The organism is Bacillus massiliglaciei (assembly GCF_900098925.1).
Classification (GTDB): Bacteria; Bacillota; Bacilli; order Bacillales; family DSM-1321; genus Peribacillus; species Peribacillus massiliglaciei.
In genome coordinates this window covers 49635-70353 of record NZ_LT622352.1, presented here as the reverse complement: position 1 = coordinate 70353, position 20719 = coordinate 49635, and the positions used below count along the sequence as shown (strand labels likewise).

The following is a 20719-nucleotide window of genomic DNA, read 5'->3' as shown; positions in this document are numbered from 1 at the left end:
CAGCATGGGAAATGCCGGCATAAGAAAGGGGCTCCTGATCATGGGCGAGTTATTAAAGATGAAACAGATATCCATTGCATTTCCCGGTGTCAAAGCATTGAACAAAGCGGAATTTTCAGCTTTGCCTGGAAGGGCGCATGCTCTGGTCGGAGCGAACGGTGCGGGCAAGTCGACACTGATGAAGGTGCTGTCAGGAGCCCATTCCCATTATGAAGGCGAAATTTGGCTGGAAGGGAAGCCGGTCGATATTCGCTCTCCGAAGGATGCCCAGACAAACGGCATTCAGATTGTTCATCAAGAGGTAGATACGGCTCTTATTCCGTCTTTATCGGTCGGGGAGAACGTTATGCTCAATGAAACGGTTCAGAATATGGGTAAGAAGCAGTGGATGAAGTGGGGTTCCCTGTATAAACGGGCCGCGGCCATCCTTCAGGAAATGAACATCCGTGTTTCGCCTAAAAAGCTTGTTCAAGAGCTGACGCTTGCAGAAAAGCAAATGGTTTTGATTGCCAGAGCGGTTTCGACCCATTGTAAGCTGCTGATTCTTGATGAGCCGACAGCAGCGCTCAGTTATACGGAAACAAAGGAGCTGTTCAGGGTAGTTGAAGAACTGAAGGAACGGGGAGTAAGCATCATTTTTATTTCTCACCGCTTTCCCGAAATTTATTCAGTCTGTGAGGACATTACCATCATGAGAAACGGGGAAACCGTCGCGGCAGGTACAACGGATCTGATCAGTCAAAATGAAGCCGTAGAGAAAATGCTTGGAGCGAAGCTTGATGAACAGTTTCCTTCTCTGGATAGTAAGTTTGGCGGCAAAGTCCTGGAAGTGGACGGTCTTAGTGATTCAGAGAAGGTGCAGGAGGCCGCGCTGTATGTCCGACAGGGAGAAATAGTCGGCCTGGCAGGACTGGTCGGTGCCGGAAAGACGGAGCTCTGTAAAGTACTGTTTGGCGAATCCCGTCAGACATCAGGTGAAATTCGTTTACACGGAAAACCATGCAGGCTGAAGAGCCCTTATCAGGCAGTAAAAAACGGAATGGCCCTTGTCCCGGAAGAAAGACGTAAGGAAGGCATACTCGTTCATGAATCCGTAGCCGTCAATCTGACTGCAGCGAGCGTGGAGAATTTCAGCAATGCATTTCAGTTCATCAGCCGCAAAGCAGAAAGAAAAAAGGCAAAGGAATGGATTCAAAGCCTGGGAATCAAGACTCCTTCCGAAGAAGGCAGGGTCGAGCATCTTTCCGGAGGCAACCAGCAAAAGGTGGCAATCGGCAAATGGCTGATCGCAGATGCGGATGTGTACCTGTTCGATGAACCGACAAAGGGCGTTGATATCGGGGCAAAGAAGGATATATTCGAACTGATCGCTGAGCTTGCTAAAAATGGAAAAGCCGTTCTCTATGCCTCATCCGAGCTTTCGGAAATCATCGGCATCACTCATAGGACCTATGTGCTGTATGACGGAAGAACGGTCGCTGAACTGGAGACCGCCAAAACGAATGAAGAAGAATTATTATATTACTCAACAGGAGGACGAAACGATGAGCATGAACAGTCCGGCAATCCAAGCACCATCCAAGAAAAAATCATTTGAATGGTTCAGCTTCCTTTATAAATATGGCACCATCCTGACCATTCTCATTTTGATTGCCGTATTTGCCTGGTCCAATCCGGCCTTTATCCAATCCGATAATGTCATTAATATTCTCCGATCGATATCGATTGTGACCATTATTGCGATTGGGATCACGATTTCTCTAACGGTGGACGGCTTCGATCTGTCGGTTGGCTCTGTTGCCTCCCTGGCGAATGCGATTGTCATTTCGATGTTTGTCTGGTTTTCACAAAATACATTTATTGCGATATTCGCTGCGATTGCAGCCGCGCTGATTGTTGGTGCAATCAACTCATTCATGATTGTGAAGCTGAAAATTCCCGATATGCTTTTAACGCTGGCCATGATGTTTATCATTCAGGGGATTGCCTTGACTTATACAAAAGGAGCAACCGTTTCACAGAACATGGTAATGGCTGACGGTACGTTTGCGGAGGGGCTCATCAGTCCGCTGTTTGCGAAAATTGGGCAGGTGCCATGGATTATCCTTATCATGGCGGCCATCGTCATAGCCACACATGTTTTTCTGACGTATTCGAAGCATGGCCGTTATATGTATATGATTGGCGGAAATAAAGAAGCAGCCAGGCTTTCCGGCATTGCCGTTCATAAGTATAAGGTAGCTGCCTATATGATTTCCGCATTGCTGGCGGCTGTTGGCGGTATTGTTCTTGCTTCAAGGGTCATGACGGCTGAAATTAATTCCGGATCGCCCTATTTGATGGATGCGGTAGCCGCTGCCTTTATCGGTTCTTCTGTCCTTGGGGCAGGAAAGCCGAATGCATTTGGAACCTTTATCGGTGCCGTGCTGATTGGGATTCTGCAAAATGGGCTGATTATGATGTCTGTGCCATATTATGCGATGGACATTGTAAAAGGCGCTGTTTTGGCTCTCGCCCTTGCGATTACGTATTATAAGCAGAAACATTGATGAGCAGGAAGGACTGTCCTCAAAAAAGAGATTCTTTTTGGACAGTCTCTTTTTTAGGCAGTTTTCTTTAAGGGGAAGATTTCGCTGCAGGATGCTCGCTTTCCGCTCTAATCTATATTACTAGAAAAACCGGGGTGCCATCGCACTCCGGTTTTCACTTGAACTTTTCCGTTTTTTCATTGCTGTCATATTGATATTCCAAAATCCCCATTTCCTCGATATGCTTTTTAGCTTCATCGTCTCCGAGCTCGTGAATCATTCGGTACAGTTCAACCATGGATTCATCATATTGATCATTGCCCCGGTCATGATGATAGAGCTCATAGGGGACATGGGAACGGGCATAGGCCTTTAAATCGGAGGAATGAGCCTTTTCCAGACATTGTCTCAGCTCCGCAAGTTCCTCATCTGTTGCAAATACCCGAAAACTCGCATTCTCGCCCGACAGCTGCTGCGCCAGGACATCGCCGCTGACCAAATCGACATAATAGGTCTGCTTGCCGTCTTCCACGAAATCCTCTCCTTCATCCTTCATAATGTCATTGTGTAAGGCAGAAGTTGATAGAATTACTCTACCACGATCTGGCTGCCCCTAATCCTCCGATTTCTTTTCCGTTAAGCTTTTCTTAAGAATTCTTCCTTATGATAAATCTATCGATCATTCAAACACATAAGGAGGAATCACTGATGGATCCATTTAATGAACAAGAAAAAGCCGCGGAAAGGGCGGAACAAAAAAAAGCGAAAAGGCCGCCTATATGGAAAGCTTCGCTGATTTCTGGAACCATTGCTTCTGTCGTTACATCGTCCGTTTTCCTGTTTGTGGATCATCAAAACCCTATTTCAAATCCGGCTGATACAGCTAACATAGAATCGCAGACAGAAAGCGCTGATTCAGGCAAAAGTGTGAAAGCAGAAAAAGTATCTACAGCCAGCCAAAATTCCAGTTCGATTGCGGACATCGCGGAAAAATCTTCGAAGTCCATTGTCGGTGTTGTCAATTATCAGCAGGCGCAAAGCCAGAATCCGTTCATGCAGCAAAGCCAAAACAATAGCTCGGATCCGGTGGAAAGCGGAACAGGATCGGGCGTCGTCTATAAGAAGACGAAAGACAAGGCCTATATTATTACGAATAATCATGTAATCGAGGGAGCCTCTTCCGTAGAAATCTCTTTATATAACGGAAAGAACACGAAGGCAGAGGTCATCGGGGCGGATGCGCTGACAGATTTGGCTGTGCTGGCCATCGATGCCGACCTGGCTCCGGAACCTATCACATTTGGAAACTCTGATCAGGTGCGCCCCGGGGAAGAAGTGCTGGCGATCGGCAACCCGCTTGGACTGGATTTCTCCCGCTCCGTTACACAGGGCATTATCAGTTCCGCTGACCGTTCCATTGCCGTGGATACTGCAGAAGGAGAATGGGAGCTGGATGTATTGCAAACAGATGCTGCCATCAATCCTGGAAACAGCGGAGGAGCTTTAATTAATGGAAATGGAGAAGTCATCGGAATCAACAGTATGAAAATCTCAGAAGAAGGCGTAGAAGGACTTGGCTTCGCGATACCGAGCAATCAGGTGATCCCGATTATAACGGAGCTGATTGAGAAAGGGAAGATTGAAAGACCGTATTTAGGTGTCGGGCTTTCTGATGTTTCTTCACTGCCGCAGCAATATGTGACGAATATACCGGAAAAGGCACGCAAAGGCATTATGGTAACAGGTGTGGAGACTGGATCAGCTGCTGCAAAGGCAGGCCTCAGACAGGAGGATATCATCGTCTCTATGGATGGAAAAGAAATAACCACATCGGCCGCATTACGTAAGATGTTATACAGCAATAAAAAAGAAGGAGAGAAAGTGGTCTTCAAGATTTATCGCGGGCAGGAACAAAAAACAGTAACCGCTACATTAGGAACAAGATCATAAGAGGCAGCTCAGTTTAAACAGGCACCTATGTCAAGGACACTATAAAAAAAGAGCTTAAGCAACTAGAAGATGATTCCTGTATTGAATAGGGGTCATCTTTTTTAAGTTCCACTGATATCGATAATTGTTATAGTAAACCATATAATGATTTATTTTTGCCTTTAATTCTTTCAACGTTTTAGCGGATTTATAATCAACATCATCTTTTAGATGACCAAAGAATGACTCCTGAGGAGCATTATCCCAACAGTTGCCTTTACGAGACATAGATTGACCAAGACCATACTTGTTTAATAGCTTTTGATACCTTGGGCTAGTGTAATGACTTCCTTGATCTGAGTGAATGAAGGCTTCTGAATGTAGAGTTACTTTCTTGTTGTTCATTAATTTCTGTAGCGTCTTAATTGCGATGTCTAAAGTAATACGATCGGAAACATGATAAGCTAAGATTTCGTTAGTGGAGGCATCTTTTACGGTCGACAAATAAGCCATACAATTTCTGTTATATGGCAAATAGGTAATATCGGTTAATAATACTTTTCCAGGAACTCCTTGCTTGAATTCTCTGTTTAATTTATTTGGCACGACCTGATGTTCCTTAGTTGCTTTAGCGATCTTTTTGTAAGGATTCGATTTTCTATGTGGGCAGACAATTCCATATTTCCTCATGATTCTCTGTATCTTTTTACGACTAAAGATAATGCCATCGTTCTTTTCCAGTATCATTTTTATAGAACGTGACCCTTTCTTATATCCTCGATGATTAAATGCCTTTAATATAATCTTTTTTGCCTCTAGGTCTAATAGTTCTCTTGCATCTCGGCAGCTGGATGCCTTTAAGTAGCTATAATATCCCGAACGAGATACATCTAATAGCTGGCAGAAATACGAGGTCATTCCTTTAAAACGATTCTGTTCAATGGTCTCATAAATCAACTGATATACTTTACTCGGGGCTAGATTTTCTCTTCCTTTTAGCAGCCTCCTTTCTGTTACTTCTAGCTTTTTTAATAGTTCTACCTGTCCCTCAAGTAACTTAATTTGTGCTTTTTGTCTTTCGATCACCTCAGAAGGGGTGAGCTCTCGTTTTAATGGTCTGCCAGAACTTACTTTCCTTGAATCTGTAAGTCCAATTACTCCATTCTTTTCATATGCCTTCTTCCACCTACAAGCTGCTTGTTCTATTCTGCTTTGTCCTATAATCTCAATATCAAAGCCGTTCTCCATAAAAATCTGACGCGGAAGTTTACCAGACAAATACTCATCCATAAATCTATTTTTAAAGGTGTCAGTATATGTAATTGCTTTTTCACTAACACGTTGAACATTTGGATTCTGTTGAAGTACTTTGATCTCTTTAGCTGAAAATGTAATCTTACTCATGTTATCTCCCCTAATCCCCTTATCTTGAAATTCAAGTATATAAAAAAATACCTGTGGTTAAAACACTCTTTTTTGAGTGTCTTAACCACAGGTACCATATTAGTTTAGAGCTGCTTTTTTTATTTTAGAAAGGGAATAGGCTGCTGAGATATTGGGTACGATAACAGAAAAAGGAAATGATTATCGTAATATAAAAACAACGTAGAAGCCTTCACAAATTGTCAATAGAAAATTTTGAAAAAAAGCGAAAAAGTTTGACAATTTTGTGAAAATATTTAATAGTATATAGTAAGGAGGCTGATTATATGGATATGAAAAGGTACGCGACGATGCTGAATGCCGCTAGAACAGTTTCTGGAATTGTGTTAATCCTTGGACTCGCCATTTTCTGTTACGGTTTCTTTGTAAGCGATTACAGTGCGATTACTGGTATTGGTATTGGGACAGTCATGGGTGCAGGATTCATTTTCATAATCAGTGTAGTCTTAGTTGCTTCAGAAGAAATGGTAGAAAAGACAAGCCGCAGAAGGAACAGGCTTTGATAATGAGAAGGGCCATTCTTTCTTGATGGATGATATAGAAGGGCAGGGGAGCGTACAGGATCGATTCTCTGGCCTTTTTGTTTGGGATAAATAAAAAAAAGCGCCGAATGGCGCTCTTTTGCTGTTCTTAATATTGGTAACCCCACACCATTGTCAATAGTGTACCGAAAACGACAACTAAAGCAATGAATACGGCGTAATAAATGTTCGTATATACAGATTTTTTATCCTCTGATTCACCGGCATGCATGAACATAACCAGCTGAACGGCTGCCTGGATGAATGCTGTAACAAGAAGAACGGTCATCCCTACAGCGTAAGACATATCCCAAACCACTACGGCTAAGGCTACGGCAGTCAGAACCAGTGAGAATATGAATCCCATTACATGTCCGCGCGGAAATAATTCTTTCATGTTTACATCATTCCTTTCAGGTAGATGAAGCTGAAGATGAAGATCCAGACAACATCTAGGAAATGCCAGTAAAGAGAGTAGATAAATGCTTTATTAGCCGTTTGAGGCGTAATACCGCGTTTCTTTACTTGAAGGACGATGAATAGGCCCCAGAAGAAACCAACAGTTACGTGGGCTCCGTGAGTTCCTAATGTCGTTAAGAGAATCGATGTGAAGGCACTTGTTTGAAGGCCGGCACCGATGTGAACATAATGGATAAACTCAAAAACCTCTACAGCCAAGAAGGTTGCACCTAATAAAAGCGTGACGATAAAGAATCCCATCATGGCTTTTTTGTTGCCAAGACGCATGGCGTGGATTCCCAAACCGATTGTGAAACTACTAGTTAAAAGAACGATTGTTTCAATTAGAACTGGTGAAAGTTCAAAAATCTCAGACCCGGCAGGACCGTTGCCAGTGCGGTCTACCAGAGTGAAGTAAGTCGCAAATAATGTCGAGAAAAGTGCAATCTCGGCGCCGAGGAAAATCCAGAACCCTAAGATCTTTAAGCGATTTTCCTCAGTGCTATATTCAAGTGGCAGCGAGTTATCTATCTTCATTATTTAGCACCTCGCAATTTTTTTTCGGTTTCTTCGATTTCTTCAACATGGATATGGTGTCCATGGTCTTGCTCGAATGAGCGGTGGGCCATACAAGCAAAGATACCGATTGTTGCAAGGATAGCAATGATCCACATGCTGAATACCATGGCAAAGCCCCAGATGAAGAAGATGACACCCATTACAAATGGCACACCGCTGTTGTTTGGCATATGAATTTCTTCAATCTTGCCTTTAAACAGTTCCACGCCTTTTGTTTTAGAATCCCAGAAAGCTTCAACAGAGTTGACAGTCGGAACAATAGCAAAGTTATATTCCGGCACTGGGCTGTGTGTTGCCCACTCTAGTGAACGTGCATTCCAAGGGTCGTTTGTTGTGTTTCTTGGTGCATAACGAGTGCTCCAATAGATGTTGTAAAGCAATAGGGCAAATCCGACTAATAGTCCGAGTGCACCGATGAAAGAAAGCATGTTCAACGGACCGAAGCCAGTTGATTCAGAATATGTGTACATACGGCGTGCTTGGCCGTCTAAACCAGTGATGAACATTGGGAAGAATGTTACGTTAAAGCTGATTGCAATGAACCAGAACGCCCATTTCCCGATTTTTTCGCTCAATTGGAAGTTGAAAATCTTTGGCCACCAGTAAGTGAAACCAGCAAGAACAGCGAATACTGTACCAGGGATCAATACATAGTGGAAGTGAGCTACTAAGAACATTGTATTGTGGTACTGATAGTCAGCACTTGACATCGCAAGCATGACACCAGTTACACCGCCGATTGTGAAAATCGGAATAAAAGCAAGTGAGTAAAGCATTGGTACGGTAAAGACAATCTTACCTTTCCAAAGGGTGAACAGCCAGTTGAAAATCTTAACACCAGTCGGTACGGCAATTGCCATCGTCGTGATCGAGAAGATACTGTTAACCATTACACCGTGACCCATTGTATAGAAGTGGTGAGCCCATACAACGAAAGATAGAACAGAGATGGCTACCATGGAGACAACCATTGATTTGTATCCGTAAAGGTTACGTCTTGCAAAAGTTGAAATGATTTCACTATAGATACCGAAAGCAGGAAGGATAACGATATATACTTCAGGATGTCCCCAAATCCAGAACAAGTTCGCCCAAAGCATGTCCATTCCGCCGTCAGCCATTGTGAAGAAATGAGTGCCGAACAGACGGTCCATTGTCATAAGCGCAAGAGCTACTGTTAATACAGGGAAAGCGAAAACGATGATCAAGTTTGTGATCAAAATAGACCATGTGAACATTGGCATTTTCATAAGCTTCATGCCAGGTGCACGCATTTTAAGGATTGTTACGATAAAGTTGATACCTGTGGCCAATGTACCGATACCGGCAATCTGAATGGCAATTGCGTAATAGTTGTTACCAACGGATTCACTGAACTCTGTGCTGGCAAGCGGGAAGTACGCTGTCCAGCCGGCATCAGGAGAACCGCCGACTACGAATGAAATGTTGAAAAGCATAGCTCCCATGAAGAACAGCCAGAAACTGATGGCATTCAATCGAGGGAAGGCAACGTCACGTGCTCCAATTTGAAGAGGAACAACAACGTTCATTAAACCAATGATAAATGGCATCGCCATGAAGAGGATCATGACAACCCCGTGTGTTGTGAAAATTTCATTGTAATGCTGTCCGTCAAGCAAACCGTTATCAGGAACGGCTGTCTGAGCACGCATCATAATAGCGTCTGCGCCGCCGCGGAAAAGCATAAGCAAGGCAGACAGGATGTACATAATACCGATACGTTTGTGGTCGACAGTAGTCAGCCACTCACGCCATAAATAGCCCCATTTTTTGAAATAAGTAACTCCTACAATAATGGCAATCGATGTAAGGGCAATAGCCGCCATGGATGCATAAATTGCAGGACTTGGATGTGGGACAGCAAAGCGATCAAAGTAATCCATACTCTTTGTGACTCCTTTCGGAATGTATTCTGCATACAAACGATATTAACGATTCGTCAAAACTTAGTGATTATTGTGTTCAGAGTGTTCTTCATGCTCTGCGTGTTCTTCGTGTTCTGAATGATCTTCTTCAGTATCACTTGAACCGTGATTGTGGCCTGCATGTTCACCTTCTGGAGCTGGAGAGAAGTCCAGGTGAGTTCCAGTGTATGTGGACTGTCCGACATGGCCTGGTTCTAATAGCTTGTTAAACGTATCTTCTGTGATAGGCTTAGCTGTTTTCTTGATGTCACTTACCCATTCTTCATATTCAGCTTCAGGCATAGCTTTTACGTTAAACGTATGCTGTGCAAATCCTGCTCCGCTGAAGTTAGCATTCCGGCCCATATATTCGCCCGGTGCGTCTGCTGCAAGATGAAGGGTGTTGACCATATCGCTCATGGCGTATTTTTGTCCGCCAAGCTGAGGAATCCAGAAGCTTGAGATTGGTCCATAGGAATAAAGTTTAAATTCGATTGGTCGGTTTGTTGGGATGAATAAGTAGTTAACTGTTTCGATATCTTCTTCCGGATAACTGAAATGCCACTTCCAATTTGATGAGGCAGCATAAATAACTAATGGCTCTTGATTTTTGTATCCTTCTGGTTTTGCTTCAACTGTATTCAGTGATTTAACAGTTACAACAGAAAGGAAGATAACGATGACAATCGGAATAACAACCCAGATTGTTTCCAGAACCTTGCTTCCCTCGATATGAGGCGGTTCATAATCATCGCTTTGTTTGGATGCCCGATATTTCACAAGCATGATAACGTAGAGTACAATAACAGTTAGAACAATGATGGCCATCGTCCAGATCGAAATCATGATGACATTGGCTTGTTCTTGGGCTGCCGGACCTTTAGGGTCTAGGACCATCAATGGGTTATCGCAGCCAGTAAGTACGGTGGCGATCGTAAAAATTATAGTGAATAAAGCCCATTTCATTTTCATAAAAGTACCCCTTTCTATATTTTTTGGAAGTCTGAAAAAATGCGTTAAACGGAATAAGTGGTAGTATTCACAAACTGACGTCTCTATATTAGTATCATATATAGAAAAATACAATTTAAAAGTTACGAATGTCACAAAAAGTTCATGAAGATAGTGCAAAAGATTTGCATTGAAACAGAACTATGGATTTAATGATAATTTTGGGGTATAATTCAACATTAAATAAATAAGTAAAAAGACGGTGTTTTTTCAAACGAATTTAAGGGAAAATGGATTTTGGTTTATTCTTCGCAAGTGAAAATTTCGAATGAAAATTACGTTAATATAGTAAAAAATGGCAAATTAAAAGAGGCAGGTTTTAAATGGGATACCTGCCTCTTTAACTTTGCACTTGTTTTTTTATTTGATCGAGCGCTTGGCTGAAGATTTCTTCCTTGGACGCTCCGTGTTTGGTTAATACGTTTGTCATATAAGACTTTCCTTCATAGTCTACCTTCACAGTTACTTGAACCATTTTCATATTCTCCTCCTATTTCTCTCTTTTTGGGGATGTATCTCTGTTATACCCGTTTGCTTTTCAAAGAAAACCTAAAAAACGAAAAAAATCATGCAGATCTGACGGCAGCCGTCCTTAAAAATGATTGACAGCCGGGGCTTAACCGCCTATATTAGTGTGTGACAATATATTAGCTATCTCTATTGCAGAGAGAGGTTCATAGCAGTTAACCCTCTATAAAAAACTATGGCTTTGATTCGAATAATCAACCATATCTTTTAGAGATATGGTTTTTCTTTTTTAAGCCTGATGGATGAACCTCCGCTAATCATGAACTAAGGGAGGAATTAAATATGGCCGGCAGAACAGATGAAGAGTTGAAGGATGTCACATTACTTGGAAATCAGGGGACTGAATATTTATTTGAATACACACCTGCGATCCTTGAAACGTTTGAAAATAAGCATCAGAACAGGGACTATTTCGTTAAATTTAACTGTCCTGAATTCACAAGCCTTTGCCCGATGACAGGACAGCCTGACTTTGCTACGATTTACATCAGTTATATTCCTGATGTGAAAATGGTGGAAAGCAAATCGCTGAAGCTTTATTTATTCAGCTTCCGCAATCACGGCGATTTCCATGAAGACTGCATGAATATCATTATGAATGATTTAATTGAATTAATGGACCCGCGCTATATCGAAGTGTGGGGCAAATTCACGCCAAGAGGCGGGATATCCATTGACCCGTATACCAACTACGGCAAACCGGGCACGAAATATGAAAAAATGGCTGAGCACCGGATGATGAACCATGATCTATATCCAGAGAAAGTTGATAATCGCTGAGTGAGGCTATCACATAAGTGATTAAACTGCGTTAACATTTTAAAGTATGAACAAGGTGCCTTTTCTAAAGGCATCTTGTTTGCTATGTGTGGTTCCCTGAGTCTTGGTTCTATTCATATAAAGTCGGGCTGAGCCGGCAGTCGAGACCCCGTAGGAGGCTCAGCGCACGCCCTGCGGAAAGTAAGCATCATGCAGCGGAAATCTCTGATAAGGTGAACAAAAGCATATTTGTCCGCCCGCTGAAGAATTCTTTCTTGAATCTTTCTATTAAATGAGCAATAATAGGGAAATGATTTGACTGAATATTTTTACTTATGGGAGTTGTCTGAATGAAGGTTGTTAAGTTTGGCGGCAGTTCTTTGGCTTCCGGTGAGCAGCTGAAGAAGGTATTTCATATTGTATCGGAGGATCCGCAGAGAAAGATTGTCGTTGTATCGGCGCCGGGGAAACGGAACCCTGAAGACAGTAAGGTGACTGATCTGCTGATTGCCTGCGCAAAGAGGCAGCTGGCCGGAAGCAGTGCCGAAAGCCTGCTGGAGGAAGTGGTGGAACGCTATGCGCTGATTGCGGATGAGCTTGGATTAGAGGAGGATGTTATAGAGGAAATTCGGAATAATTTCCTTTCTCTTTTACATGCCGGCCAAGAGGAGCCGAAGCGCTATATTGATGCGCTGAAGGCCGGGGGAGAGGACAATAATGCAAAGCTGGTCGCTGCATATTTTGAAAGCAGGGGAATCGAAGCCGAATATGCAGACCCGAAGGAAGCTGGCTTGATTGTAACGGATGAGTCTGGTTTTACGAGGGTGCTGCCTGAATCCTATCAAAGGCTTTATGCGCTAAGAGAAAAAACGGGTATCGTTGTTTTTCCGGGATTCTTCGGATATACGGAAAATGGGGAAGTGCTTACTTTCTCGAGAAGCGGTTCGGACATTACCGGTTCGATTCTCGCTAATGGTACGAAAGCAGATCTCTATGAGAACTTTACGGATGTAGATGCGGTTTATGCAGTAAATCCGCAGGTCGTGCCCCAGCCAAAGGCCATCCGTGAACTGACCTATCGGGAAATGAGGGAGCTGTCCTATGCAGGCTTTTCTGTTTTTCATGATGAGGCGCTGATCCCGGCTTTTCGGGCAGGCATTCCCGTTCAAATAAAAAATACAAACAATCCGGATGCCCAAGGAACGAGAATCGTGAATAAACGGGACAATACCAATGGACCGGTCATCGGAATTGCGAGTGATACAGGTTTCTGCAGTATCTATATCAGCAAATATTTAATGAACCGCGAGCTTGGTTTTGGAAGAAGACTGTTACATATTCTTGAGGATAACGGCGTTTCCTACGAGCATATCCCATCAGGTATCGATGATGTAACGCTGATTTTGCGCCAGTGCCAGATGGATGAAATGGCCGAACTGGAAATCACCCGGCGGATTACAGAAGAACTTCAGGCAGACGAAGTCATTGTCGAGCATGACCTGGCTTTGATTATGGTGGTCGGAGAAGGCATGCGTCATAATGTAGGGACAACAGCCAGGGCTTCCAGAGCGCTTGCTGAGGCAAAAATCAATATTGAAATGATCAATCAGGGATCATCTGAGGTAAGCATGATGTTTGCTGTTAAAGGTGAAGCGGAAGAAAAAGCTGTACAGGCCCTTTACCATGAATTTTTTTAAGCTAGTTATGTCCGGAAACCTGTTCGGGCATTTTTTTTTGTTTAGTTTGCCTTAATAGGATTAAAATAAGCGGCAATGATTCGATTTAGAACCGGAAAACAAATGAAATGGGATACATTAATTTCATTTGTTAAATACTGCTTGAATAGGGGAAGATTATGGTACAATACATCTTATCGTCATAATCCATACATAGATTTAAGGAGGGTTACTATGGAAAAAACTAATGACGGAACTCAGATTCCGCCAAAACAATATAAGTCAGTCCCGATTATTGCATCTTTTTTGATTGCGGGATTCATCGGGCTATTCAGTGAAACGGCCCTGAATATGGCCCTTAGGGAATTAATCGAGATTTTCGGGATTACTCCCGCAACAGGTCAGTGGCTGACTACGGGCTTCCTGTTAACATTGGGAGTTCTGATGCCTGTATCTGGTTTGATTCTTCAGTGGTTTACAACGAGACAGCTATTTATTCTGTCTGTCATCTTTTCCATCATTGGAAGCTTGATTGCAGCTCTGGCACCGACTTTTGAAGTATTGATGGTCGCGAGGGTCGTTCAGGCAGTCGGAACCGCGCTGCTTCTTCCGCTGATGTTTAACACGATTCTGGTTATCATTCCCCCTCATAAAAGAGGAGGAGCGATGGGGATCATCGGGCTGGTTATCATGTTTGCACCAGCGGTCGGTCCTACCATTTCAGGTCTGATTTTAGAGCATATGTCCTGGCATGGCATTTTTTGGGTGACGCTTCCGTTTTTGGCAGCTGCGTTGCTGTTCGGATACATCTATATGGAAAATGTCTCTACTCCTACGAAGCCAAAAATCGATTTACTTTCGATTATTTTATCGACATTGGGTTTTGGCGGCATTGTGTTCGGATTCAGCTATGCCGGTGAGGGAGACGGCTGGGGAAGCCCGGTTGTTATCACTTCGCTGATCATTGGAGTTATTGGCCTCTTCTTCTTTTGCTGGAGACAGTTTAAGATGGAGCATCCGGTTATCAACTTGCGTGCATTCTCTTACCCAATGTTCACGCTCGGTCTTATTTTGATCTTGGTAGGCATGATGATTATTCTGTCCACTGTTATCCTGCTTCCGCTTTATTTGCAAACATCACTCATGCTTGCAACCTTTACAGCAGGTCTGATTTTGCTGCCGGGCGGAGTAATCAATGGAATTCTTTCGCCGGTCATGGGCCGTTTATTCGATAAGTTTGGTCCTACGTGGCTTGTCATTCCAGGTTTTATAGTGATTGTGACTGTATTATCATTCTTTGCCAATATTTCTGCGGATACTTCCGCTTTGGAAATTATCGTACTCCATATCTTCCTGATGATCGGGGTATCGATGATCATGATGCCGGCTCAAACAAATGGCCTGAATCAGCTTCCGCCTGAATTATATCCGGATGGCACGGCGATCATGAACACGTTACAGCAAGTTGCCGGAGCAGTCGGCACCGCTGTAGCCATTTCGATTATGTCTGCAGGTCAGACGGATTATTTAAAAGGGGCAAGCAATCCTGCCGATCCTTCCTTGCTGCCGCTGGCATTCACAGCGGGTGTCAAAGACGCTTTCATTTTCGCGCTGGTTGTTTCCATCATTGGTTTAGTACTGTCTTTCTTCGTGAAACGAGTGAAAGTGAAGCAGCAAATGCATTAACAAAAAAAGAGAGGTCCTTCGCCATTTGGCGGGACCTCTCTTTTCTTATATAATAAAGTCTATTTTAGAAAAATAGCTCCGGCTGCCCTGAGTCTATAGGGGAAAATACATGTCTTTGAATAAAGAGGGGGCAATATTCGTTTGACTCGCATTCAGAAAGAAAACTTTCATCAGTTCAGCCGGAGCGACAATGCCTTTAGGCACTGTCAATTGGGTGCGATTCAAGAAATCGCTAATTCATGGGTTTTTATAATTGATAGTGAAAATCATTATCAATTAACTATATTCTCGCTGATAAAAGACTAAAAGTCAACCCTTTTCATCAAAAAAATAGTCTATTTTCTGAAAAATGTTGGGTTTTAAAAAGATGAATAAAAGGATAATAGTATTTTAACATTTCCTTCGAATTATAAACCTGTTATATAGGAAAGGGAGGGGCAATACTCCTGTGGGTTCGGACTGACAGTTGAGATCTTCGCAGGCACTAATGCCGAGAAGGACATCAGATGCCCCGCGGAAAGCCGTTTAATAGAGGAGAGCCGCTTCAAGTAAAAACAAAAATCTAAAAATTTTAATGATTTCAAAATTATGACATAAACTGTATAATATGAAAATAGAAACTATTCAAGATTTACGGTTTACTAAATAACTTATTAGACAAAAGGGTGTCGCCATGAAAAAAATCTTCTATTTTTTGAAGCCCTATTGGCTGCTGGCAGCCTTGGCCTTTTTTCTCATGCTTCTTGAATTGGGTGTGGAGCTTGTGCAGCCATTGCTGATGGCTAAAATAATTGACGAAGGAATTGTAAAGCTCGATCAGTCTGTTGTGATGTTCTGGGGCAGCGTAATGATCGGCCTGTCGCTTCTTTCTTTTGCAGGGGGGATTGTCAATTCCTTTGCAGCCTCCCATGTTGCTCAAAATTTTGGCTACGATATTCGAAAAAGCTTGTTTGCAAAAGTTCAGGCTTTTTCTTTTGCCAATTTGAATCAATTCTCTGCTTCATCTTTGATCACAAGGATGACAAATGATATTACGACACTTCAAAATACGGTCTTCATGGCGCTGAGAATTATGATGAGGGCGCCCTTGCTTGTCATTCTGGGAACGGTCATGGCACTTACGGTTGATGTTAAGCTGGCTCTCATTCTTCTCATTTCCATCCCGCTTCTTGTTTTTTTTCTGATCGCCATGATGAAGCTTGCGATCCGGCTGTTCCGGTCCGTACAGCAAAAACTGGATCATGTGAACGGGGTCATGCGGGAGAATCTGATGGGGATGAGGCTGATTAAAGCCTTTTTACGGAGAGAACATGAGATCAGCCGCTTTGACGGAGCAAATGATGAACTGAGAAAGAAAACAGCAGCTTCACTAAGGCTGATCGAAACGACGATGCCGGTGCTGATGCTCATGATGAATCTGTCTATTCTGGTCATCCTTTGGCTCGGGAGCCGCTATATCTCTGCTGGTGAACTGCAGGTAGGATCGGTTGTGGCCATTGTCAATTATGCAACGAGAATTACGGCTTCTCTTTCCGTTTTTTCCTGGCTGATCATGGTGATTTCCCGGGCGAAAGCATCATCGGACAGGGTGAATGAAATTTTTGATACGGAAATTGATTTAACGGAAAGTGCTGAAACAACGGGAATCGTACAGACAAAGCAAGGACCAGGGAAGATTCAATTTAACAATGTCTTCCTTCGCTATCCGGGATCCGATTCGGATGTCTTGAAAGGGATCTCTTTTACAGTACAGGCGGGGGAAACCATTGCGATTATGGGAGCAACCGGTTCAGGGAAATCTTCCTTATTCCAGCTTATTCCGCGGCTGTATGACATTCAGAGCGGAGAAATTCTGATGAATGGCCGCAGGCTTACCGAGCTGCCACTCGAATCTCTTCGGAAACAGATTGGCTTTGTTCCGCAGGAAGCGCTGCTGTTTTCCGGAACAATCCGGGAGAATATTTCCTGGGGAAAAGAGGATGCAGCAGAAGAAGAAATCGTCAAGGCCGCCAAGGACGCCCAAATCCATGATACGGTGAGGAGACTGCCGAAGCAGTATGATACGCCGCTTGGTCAAAAAGGGGTTAACCTGTCAGGCGGACAAAAGCAGCGTCTGTCGATTGCGAGGGCACTCGTCAGGAACCCTGGGATTCTTCTGTTGGATGACAGCACCAGTGCCCTGGATTTGAAGACGGAGGCAAAACTGCTTGCAGCCATTAAGCGATATCCGTGCACAACGCTTTTGATTACACAGAAGATAAGTACGGCAATGGAGGCAGACAGAATTCTGCTGCTTGAAGAAGGAAGCTTGACGGCAGAGGGAAGCCATGCTGAGCTTCTGCAAACGAATAAACTGTACCGTGAAATCATGGAGTCTCAAGTTGGAAAGGAGGGGCTGGAGCTTGCCGCAAGCGAAACCTCTAACTGGTGAAAAACGGCCCCAAAACTGGCTGGGAACGATAAAGAGAATCTGGGGCTATCTCTCTGTCAGGAAAGGCCTTCTTTTTCTGGTGCTGCTGATGGTGATAGTCAGTTCGGCGCTTGGGCTTTTGGGACCTTTCCTTGTCGGCATGCCGTTGACGAATATATTGTGACAAAAGACGCCGGCGGTCTAGACTGACCTATTCATTTGAGACAGTAATAAAACACCTTCTTAGGCTGCCATATCACCAAACTCTATTGGTGTGTGGTAGCCTAATTTTTCTTGGATACGCTCTTCGTTATAATAACTCATAAATTGATCCACACGTTCCTTTACTTCTTCTAGCGACAAAGAATGGAATTTAACAAACTGAAATTCTTCTGATTTAAGGTTGGAGTGGAAAGACTCAATCACTGCGTTGTCCCAACAGTTTCCCCTGCGTGACATACTACCAACTAAATTCTTTTCTTTAATCCGATTCTGATAAGCATAAGAAGAATAGACACTTCCTTGATCTGAATGGATGATGACTCCTTTAGGGTTTCCTCGCTTTTCTAGTGCTTCATTCAAGGTATCAATCACCAAAGGAATTTGTTGATGAGTATAAAGTTTATAGGCAACAATTTGATTATTAAACAAGTCCATGATCGTTGATAAATATAAAGTGTCTGGCCCATATTGAATGTAGGTAATATCTGTTACCCACTTATGGTTAGGTTTGCTTGCGTGAAACTCTCGCTGTAATAAGTTTGGCGCGACAACGACAGATTCTCCTTGAGATTTCCACCTTCTCTTTTGTTTTACTTTACATTGAAGGTGATATTTCTGCATGATTCGTTGAACAGTATTACGGTTCAATTTGATATGATAGTCACGTTTTAAAAGCTCCTTGATTTTTCGATGACCATATCGGTATTTAGTTTTTTCGCAAAGGTAAATAATCGCTTCTTCTTCCTTAGACAACTCAACTGGTTGCGCATTTGCCCAGCGATAATAGGTGGATCTAGGAACATTTAAAGCTGATAAAATAGCTGATACTGTATATTTCTTTCGTAAATTCTGAACTAATTGGAGAACGATTTCTTTTTCAACTCCTTTTCGATCTCCAAATACTTTTTTAAGATTTCATTTTCCTGTTTTAAATGATTCAATTGACGTTCTTTTTTCTCTTCAGGACTCGAACTGTCTGGTCCATGACCATAGGAATATTGTTTTCCTATTGGTTGATTAAATCGATGAACCTGATTATCTCGATACCATTTCATCCACGTTTTGATTTGAGATACATTTTTAATCTCATACTTCTCCATGATTTCACGGTTCGAAAACTGACCACTCATTTTATCTTTCACAACTGCCCACTTAACTTCATTTGAATATACATTTTTGCCCATGCAAAAACACCTCCGAATTAGTACTTTGTTTAAGTGTACCATTTCGAAGGTGTTTTATAGTGTCTCATTAATTTAGGTTAGTCTAGTCTTGTTCATCTGCTGGGCGGGCTTTTATGTGTATACGCGGGATTTTCAGCAGCTTCCTGGCTGCAAAATTACTGGATGATCGGAATTTCCCAAGATAGCGTTTTCTCGATGAGAAACCAGCTTTTCAAACAGTTTCACAATCTCCCAATCGCTTTTTTTGACAAAAGGCAGCATGGGGAATTGATGAGCAGAATCACGAATGACATGGAAAATGTAAGCACCACGCTGAACAGTTCGGTGATTCAAATCTTTTCAAGCGGGCTGACACTAATCGGCACGGTTTCGGTCATGCTTTGGCTGAGTCCGCTGCTGACGGTCATTACATTGGTTGTGGTCCCGCTGATGTTTTATGGGATGAAATGGATCACAAGCCGGACAGGACGGCTATTTAAAGAACAGCAGGGAAATTTGGGGGAACTGAATGGATTTGTGGAAGAAACCATTTCAGGACAGCGGATCATTAAGACTTTTTCACAGGAAGACAAGGTGATGAAGGATTTCATCGCCCGCAGTGAAAAATTAAAGCAGGCGGGGTATTATGCCCAGGCTTATTCGGGGCTGATTCCCAAGCTGATGAATCTGCTGAATAACCTCAGTTTTGCAATTATTGCAGCCGCAGGCGGATATTTGGCGCTAAAAGGCTCCATCTCGATTGGCGTCATTGTTATTTTCACAGAATATGCCCGTCAATTCACGCGCCCGCTGAATGATTTGGCGAATCAATTTAATACGATTCTATCAGCTGTCGCAGGAGCGGAACGGGTCTTTGAAATCCTGGATAAGGAAAAGGAAGAAGCTGATGAACAGGACGCCGGAACACTCAAAGAAGTTAAAGGGAATGTGCGGTTTGAGGGAGTGTTCTTTGCCTATGAAACGGGAGAAGAGACGATCACCGATGTCAGTTTTGAAGCATCTGCAGGTGAGACAGTCGCTTTCGTCGGACCGACGGGAGCCGGCAAAACCACGCTTATTAATCTGCTGTCGCGCTTTTATGAACCAAAAGAAGGGAAAATTTTGGTGGACGGACAGGATATTCAAAGAGTGACAAGAGAGAGCCTTAGAAAACAGATGGGGTTTGTTCTGCAGGATTCCTTTTTGTTTCAGGGAACGATAAAGGAAAATATTCGCTACGGACGGCTGGAAGCGGATGATGAGGAAGTAATCGGGGCTGCGCGGCTGGCTAATGCTGACTCATTTATTCGGAAGCTTCCGAATCAGTATGAAACAGTGCTGAGTCAGGACGGGAGCGGAATCAGTCAGGGGCAGAGGCAGCTTCTTTCGATTGCCCGGGCGATTTTGGCCGATCCCAAAATATTGATCCTGGATGAGGCGACGAGCAGCATCGATACAATAACGGAAGTGAAAATCCAGGAAGCGCTTGACCATTTAATGGAGGGGCGGACTAGCTTTGTCATTGCCCATCGGCTGAATACGATACAAAAAGCAGATAAAATCATTGTTTTGATGGAAGGCAGCATCATCGAATCGGGTACACATGATGAACTGCTGAAGCAAAAAGGGTTCTATTATGACTTATATGAGAATCAGCTGAAAGGCCAGGCAGGCTGAGAAGCTGAAAGATGAGACAGGAGGCGGGCACAATGAGCTTGCCTTCTTTTTTATATAATAGTAGAAAGTCAGCTTAAACGCCCTTCGCTTTTCTGCCGAAATGAGCTGTATTCCGTTCCTTATTTATGAAAAAACATTGCCTTTTCCCTGTTGAAAATTTATAATTTTGAATAGAATGAAAATTTAAACAACAAGGAGGCGGC

18 protein-coding genes and 1 pseudogene are annotated in these 20719 nt (G+C 43.1%); 11 read left to right on the top strand and 8 right to left on the bottom strand.

The annotated features are described in order from the left end of the window. Positions 1–40 precede the first annotated feature (40 nt). Both BQ4305_RS01805 and BQ4305_RS01800 read left to right on the top strand, forming a co-directional pair. A complete protein-coding gene (locus BQ4305_RS01805) occupies positions 41–1597 on the top strand; it encodes a sugar ABC transporter ATP-binding protein (RefSeq protein WP_199880508.1) in 1557 nt (518 codons plus the stop codon). Beyond that, a complete protein-coding gene (locus tag BQ4305_RS01800) occupies positions 1545–2549 on the top strand; it encodes an ABC transporter permease (RefSeq protein ID WP_110926187.1) in 1005 nt (334 codons plus the stop codon). The genes BQ4305_RS01805 and BQ4305_RS01800 overlap by 53 nt, the downstream gene beginning before the upstream one ends. A gap of 154 nt (positions 2550–2703) precedes the next feature. Here the strand turns inward: BQ4305_RS01800 and BQ4305_RS01795 are convergent, their stop codons facing one another. Then, positions 2704–3060, bottom strand: coding sequence for a hydrolase (locus BQ4305_RS01795; protein ID WP_110926186.1), 357 nt, complete (start codon positions 3058–3060; stop codon positions 2704–2706). A 176-nt stretch (positions 3061–3236) separates the two neighbouring features. Here BQ4305_RS01795 and BQ4305_RS01790 point away from each other — a divergent pair, with 176 nt between their 5' ends. Then, entirely contained in the window at positions 3237–4478 is a 1242-nt protein-coding gene (locus BQ4305_RS01790; protein WP_234396846.1) for a S1C family serine protease, read from the top strand. Positions 4479–4532: 54 nt separating this feature from the next. Here BQ4305_RS01790 and BQ4305_RS01785 read toward each other — a convergent pair whose 3' ends face one another. Continuing rightward, positions 4533–5861, bottom strand: coding sequence for an IS3 family transposase (locus tag BQ4305_RS01785; protein ID WP_110926184.1), 1329 nt, complete (start codon positions 5859–5861; stop codon positions 4533–4535). Positions 5862–6166: 305 nt separating this feature from the next. Here BQ4305_RS01785 and BQ4305_RS01780 point away from each other — a divergent pair, with 305 nt between their 5' ends. Further along, positions 6167–6403 carry a hypothetical protein gene (locus BQ4305_RS01780; RefSeq protein WP_234396845.1) on the top strand — a complete coding sequence of 79 codons (237 nt, stop codon included), beginning with the start codon at positions 6167–6169 and terminating at the stop codon, positions 6401–6403. Between the two features lie 127 nt (positions 6404–6530). On the opposite strand, the gene qoxD is transcribed toward BQ4305_RS01780, so the two are convergent. The 5 genes from qoxD to BQ4305_RS01755 form a co-directional block, all read right to left on the bottom strand. Then, positions 6531–6818, bottom strand: coding sequence for a cytochrome aa3 quinol oxidase subunit IV (qoxD, locus tag BQ4305_RS01775; RefSeq protein WP_110926183.1), 288 nt, complete (start codon positions 6816–6818; stop codon positions 6531–6533). 2 nt (positions 6819–6820) lie between these two features. Then, the gene (gene qoxC, locus BQ4305_RS01770) at positions 6821–7417 is read right to left on the bottom strand and encodes a cytochrome aa3 quinol oxidase subunit III (RefSeq protein WP_110926182.1); all 597 of its coding nucleotides are present in this window, start codon (positions 7415–7417) and stop codon (positions 6821–6823) included. Beyond that, the gene (qoxB, locus tag BQ4305_RS01765) at positions 7417–9363 is read right to left on the bottom strand and encodes a cytochrome aa3 quinol oxidase subunit I (protein WP_110926181.1); all 1947 of its coding nucleotides are present in this window, start codon (positions 9361–9363) and stop codon (positions 7417–7419) included. Before qoxB ends, qoxC begins: the two co-directional genes overlap by 1 nt. A 63-nt stretch (positions 9364–9426) precedes the next feature. Further along, on the bottom strand, positions 9427–10356 hold the full coding sequence (gene qoxA / locus BQ4305_RS01760; protein WP_110926180.1) for a cytochrome aa3 quinol oxidase subunit II: 930 nt from the start codon (positions 10354–10356) through the stop codon (positions 9427–9429). Between the two features lie 379 nt (positions 10357–10735). Further along, positions 10736–10876 (bottom strand): BA3454 family stress response protein, encoded by a 141-nt coding sequence (locus tag BQ4305_RS01755; protein ID WP_234396844.1) that lies wholly within the window; start codon positions 10874–10876, stop codon positions 10736–10738. A gap of 329 nt (positions 10877–11205) precedes the next feature. Here BQ4305_RS01755 and queF point away from each other — a divergent pair, with 329 nt between their 5' ends. The 6 genes from queF to BQ4305_RS01730 all read left to right on the top strand — a co-directional run bounded on the left by queF (position 11206) and on the right by BQ4305_RS01730 (position 17638). Beyond that, entirely contained in the window at positions 11206–11703 is a 498-nt protein-coding gene (queF, locus tag BQ4305_RS01750) for a preQ(1) synthase (RefSeq protein ID WP_110926179.1), read from the top strand. Positions 11704–12032: 329 nt separating this feature from the next. Further along, positions 12033–13379 (top strand): aspartate kinase, encoded by a 1347-nt coding sequence (locus BQ4305_RS01745; protein ID WP_110926178.1) that lies wholly within the window; start codon positions 12033–12035, stop codon positions 13377–13379. A gap of 213 nt (positions 13380–13592) precedes the next feature. After that, positions 13593–15044 (top strand): DHA2 family efflux MFS transporter permease subunit, encoded by a 1452-nt coding sequence (locus BQ4305_RS01740; protein WP_110926177.1) that lies wholly within the window; start codon positions 13593–13595, stop codon positions 15042–15044. A 141-nt stretch (positions 15045–15185) separates the two neighbouring features. After that, a complete protein-coding gene (locus BQ4305_RS21200) occupies positions 15186–15350 on the top strand; it encodes a hypothetical protein (RefSeq protein WP_199880507.1) in 165 nt (54 codons plus the stop codon). Between the two features lie 367 nt (positions 15351–15717). Continuing rightward, positions 15718–17475 carry an ABC transporter ATP-binding protein gene (locus BQ4305_RS01735; RefSeq protein WP_110926176.1) on the top strand — a complete coding sequence of 586 codons (1758 nt, stop codon included), beginning with the start codon at positions 15718–15720 and terminating at the stop codon, positions 17473–17475. Next, complete coding sequence (locus tag BQ4305_RS01730; protein ID WP_110926175.1) at positions 17447–17638, top strand: hypothetical protein; 192 nt, start codon at positions 17447–17449, stop codon at positions 17636–17638. Before BQ4305_RS01735 ends, BQ4305_RS01730 begins: the two co-directional genes overlap by 29 nt. Positions 17639–17697: 59 nt before the next feature. On the opposite strand, the gene BQ4305_RS01725 is transcribed toward BQ4305_RS01730, so the two are convergent. Further along, positions 17698–18860, bottom strand: a protein-coding gene (locus BQ4305_RS01725) for an IS3 family transposase (RefSeq protein ID WP_110926156.1) whose coding sequence is annotated in 2 segments (ribosomal slippage) — positions 17698–18584 and positions 18584–18860 — 1164 coding nt in all. Because the reading frame shifts where the segments join, the coding sequence is not laid out codon by codon here. 87 nt (positions 18861–18947) lie between these two features. Here BQ4305_RS01725 and BQ4305_RS01720 point away from each other — a divergent pair. Next, positions 18948–20516, top strand: a pseudogene (locus BQ4305_RS01720) (ABC transporter ATP-binding protein); the annotation flags it as partial. Positions 20517–20719: the final 203 nt, after the last annotated feature.

What these genes read in the sequence shown, in the direction of transcription:
- qoxB (WP_110926181.1), bottom strand. Translation starts at nt 9,363, where the DNA reads ATGGATTACTTTGATCGCTTTGCTGTCCCACATCCAAGTCCTGCAATT.
- BQ4305_RS01740 (WP_110926177.1), top strand. Translation starts at nt 13,593, where the DNA reads ATGGAAAAAACTAATGACGGAACTCAGATTCCGCCAAAACAATATAAG.
- queF (WP_110926179.1), top strand. Translation starts at nt 11,206, where the DNA reads ATGGCCGGCAGAACAGATGAAGAGTTGAAGGATGTCACATTACTTGGA.
- BQ4305_RS01755 (WP_234396844.1), bottom strand. Translation starts at nt 10,876, where the DNA reads ATGAAAATGGTTCAAGTAACTGTGAAGGTAGACTATGAAGGAAAGTCT.
- BQ4305_RS01735 (WP_110926176.1), top strand. Translation starts at nt 15,718, where the DNA reads ATGAAAAAAATCTTCTATTTTTTGAAGCCCTATTGGCTGCTGGCAGCC.
- BQ4305_RS01785 (WP_110926184.1), bottom strand. Translation starts at nt 5,861, where the DNA reads ATGAGTAAGATTACATTTTCAGCTAAAGAGATCAAAGTACTTCAACAG.
- qoxA (WP_110926180.1), bottom strand. Translation starts at nt 10,356, where the DNA reads ATGAAAATGAAATGGGCTTTATTCACTATAATTTTTACGATCGCCACC.
- BQ4305_RS01745 (WP_110926178.1), top strand. Translation starts at nt 12,033, where the DNA reads ATGAAGGTTGTTAAGTTTGGCGGCAGTTCTTTGGCTTCCGGTGAGCAG.
- qoxC (WP_110926182.1), bottom strand. Translation starts at nt 7,417, where the DNA reads ATGAAGATAGATAACTCGCTGCCACTTGAATATAGCACTGAGGAAAAT.
- BQ4305_RS01790 (WP_234396846.1), top strand. Translation starts at nt 3,237, where the DNA reads ATGGATCCATTTAATGAACAAGAAAAAGCCGCGGAAAGGGCGGAACAA.
- BQ4305_RS01800 (WP_110926187.1), top strand. Translation starts at nt 1,545, where the DNA reads ATGAGCATGAACAGTCCGGCAATCCAAGCACCATCCAAGAAAAAATCA.
- qoxD (WP_110926183.1), bottom strand. Translation starts at nt 6,818, where the DNA reads ATGAAAGAATTATTTCCGCGCGGACATGTAATGGGATTCATATTCTCA.
- BQ4305_RS01780 (WP_234396845.1), top strand. Translation starts at nt 6,167, where the DNA reads ATGGATATGAAAAGGTACGCGACGATGCTGAATGCCGCTAGAACAGTT.
- BQ4305_RS01805 (WP_199880508.1), top strand. Translation starts at nt 41, where the DNA reads ATGGGCGAGTTATTAAAGATGAAACAGATATCCATTGCATTTCCCGGT.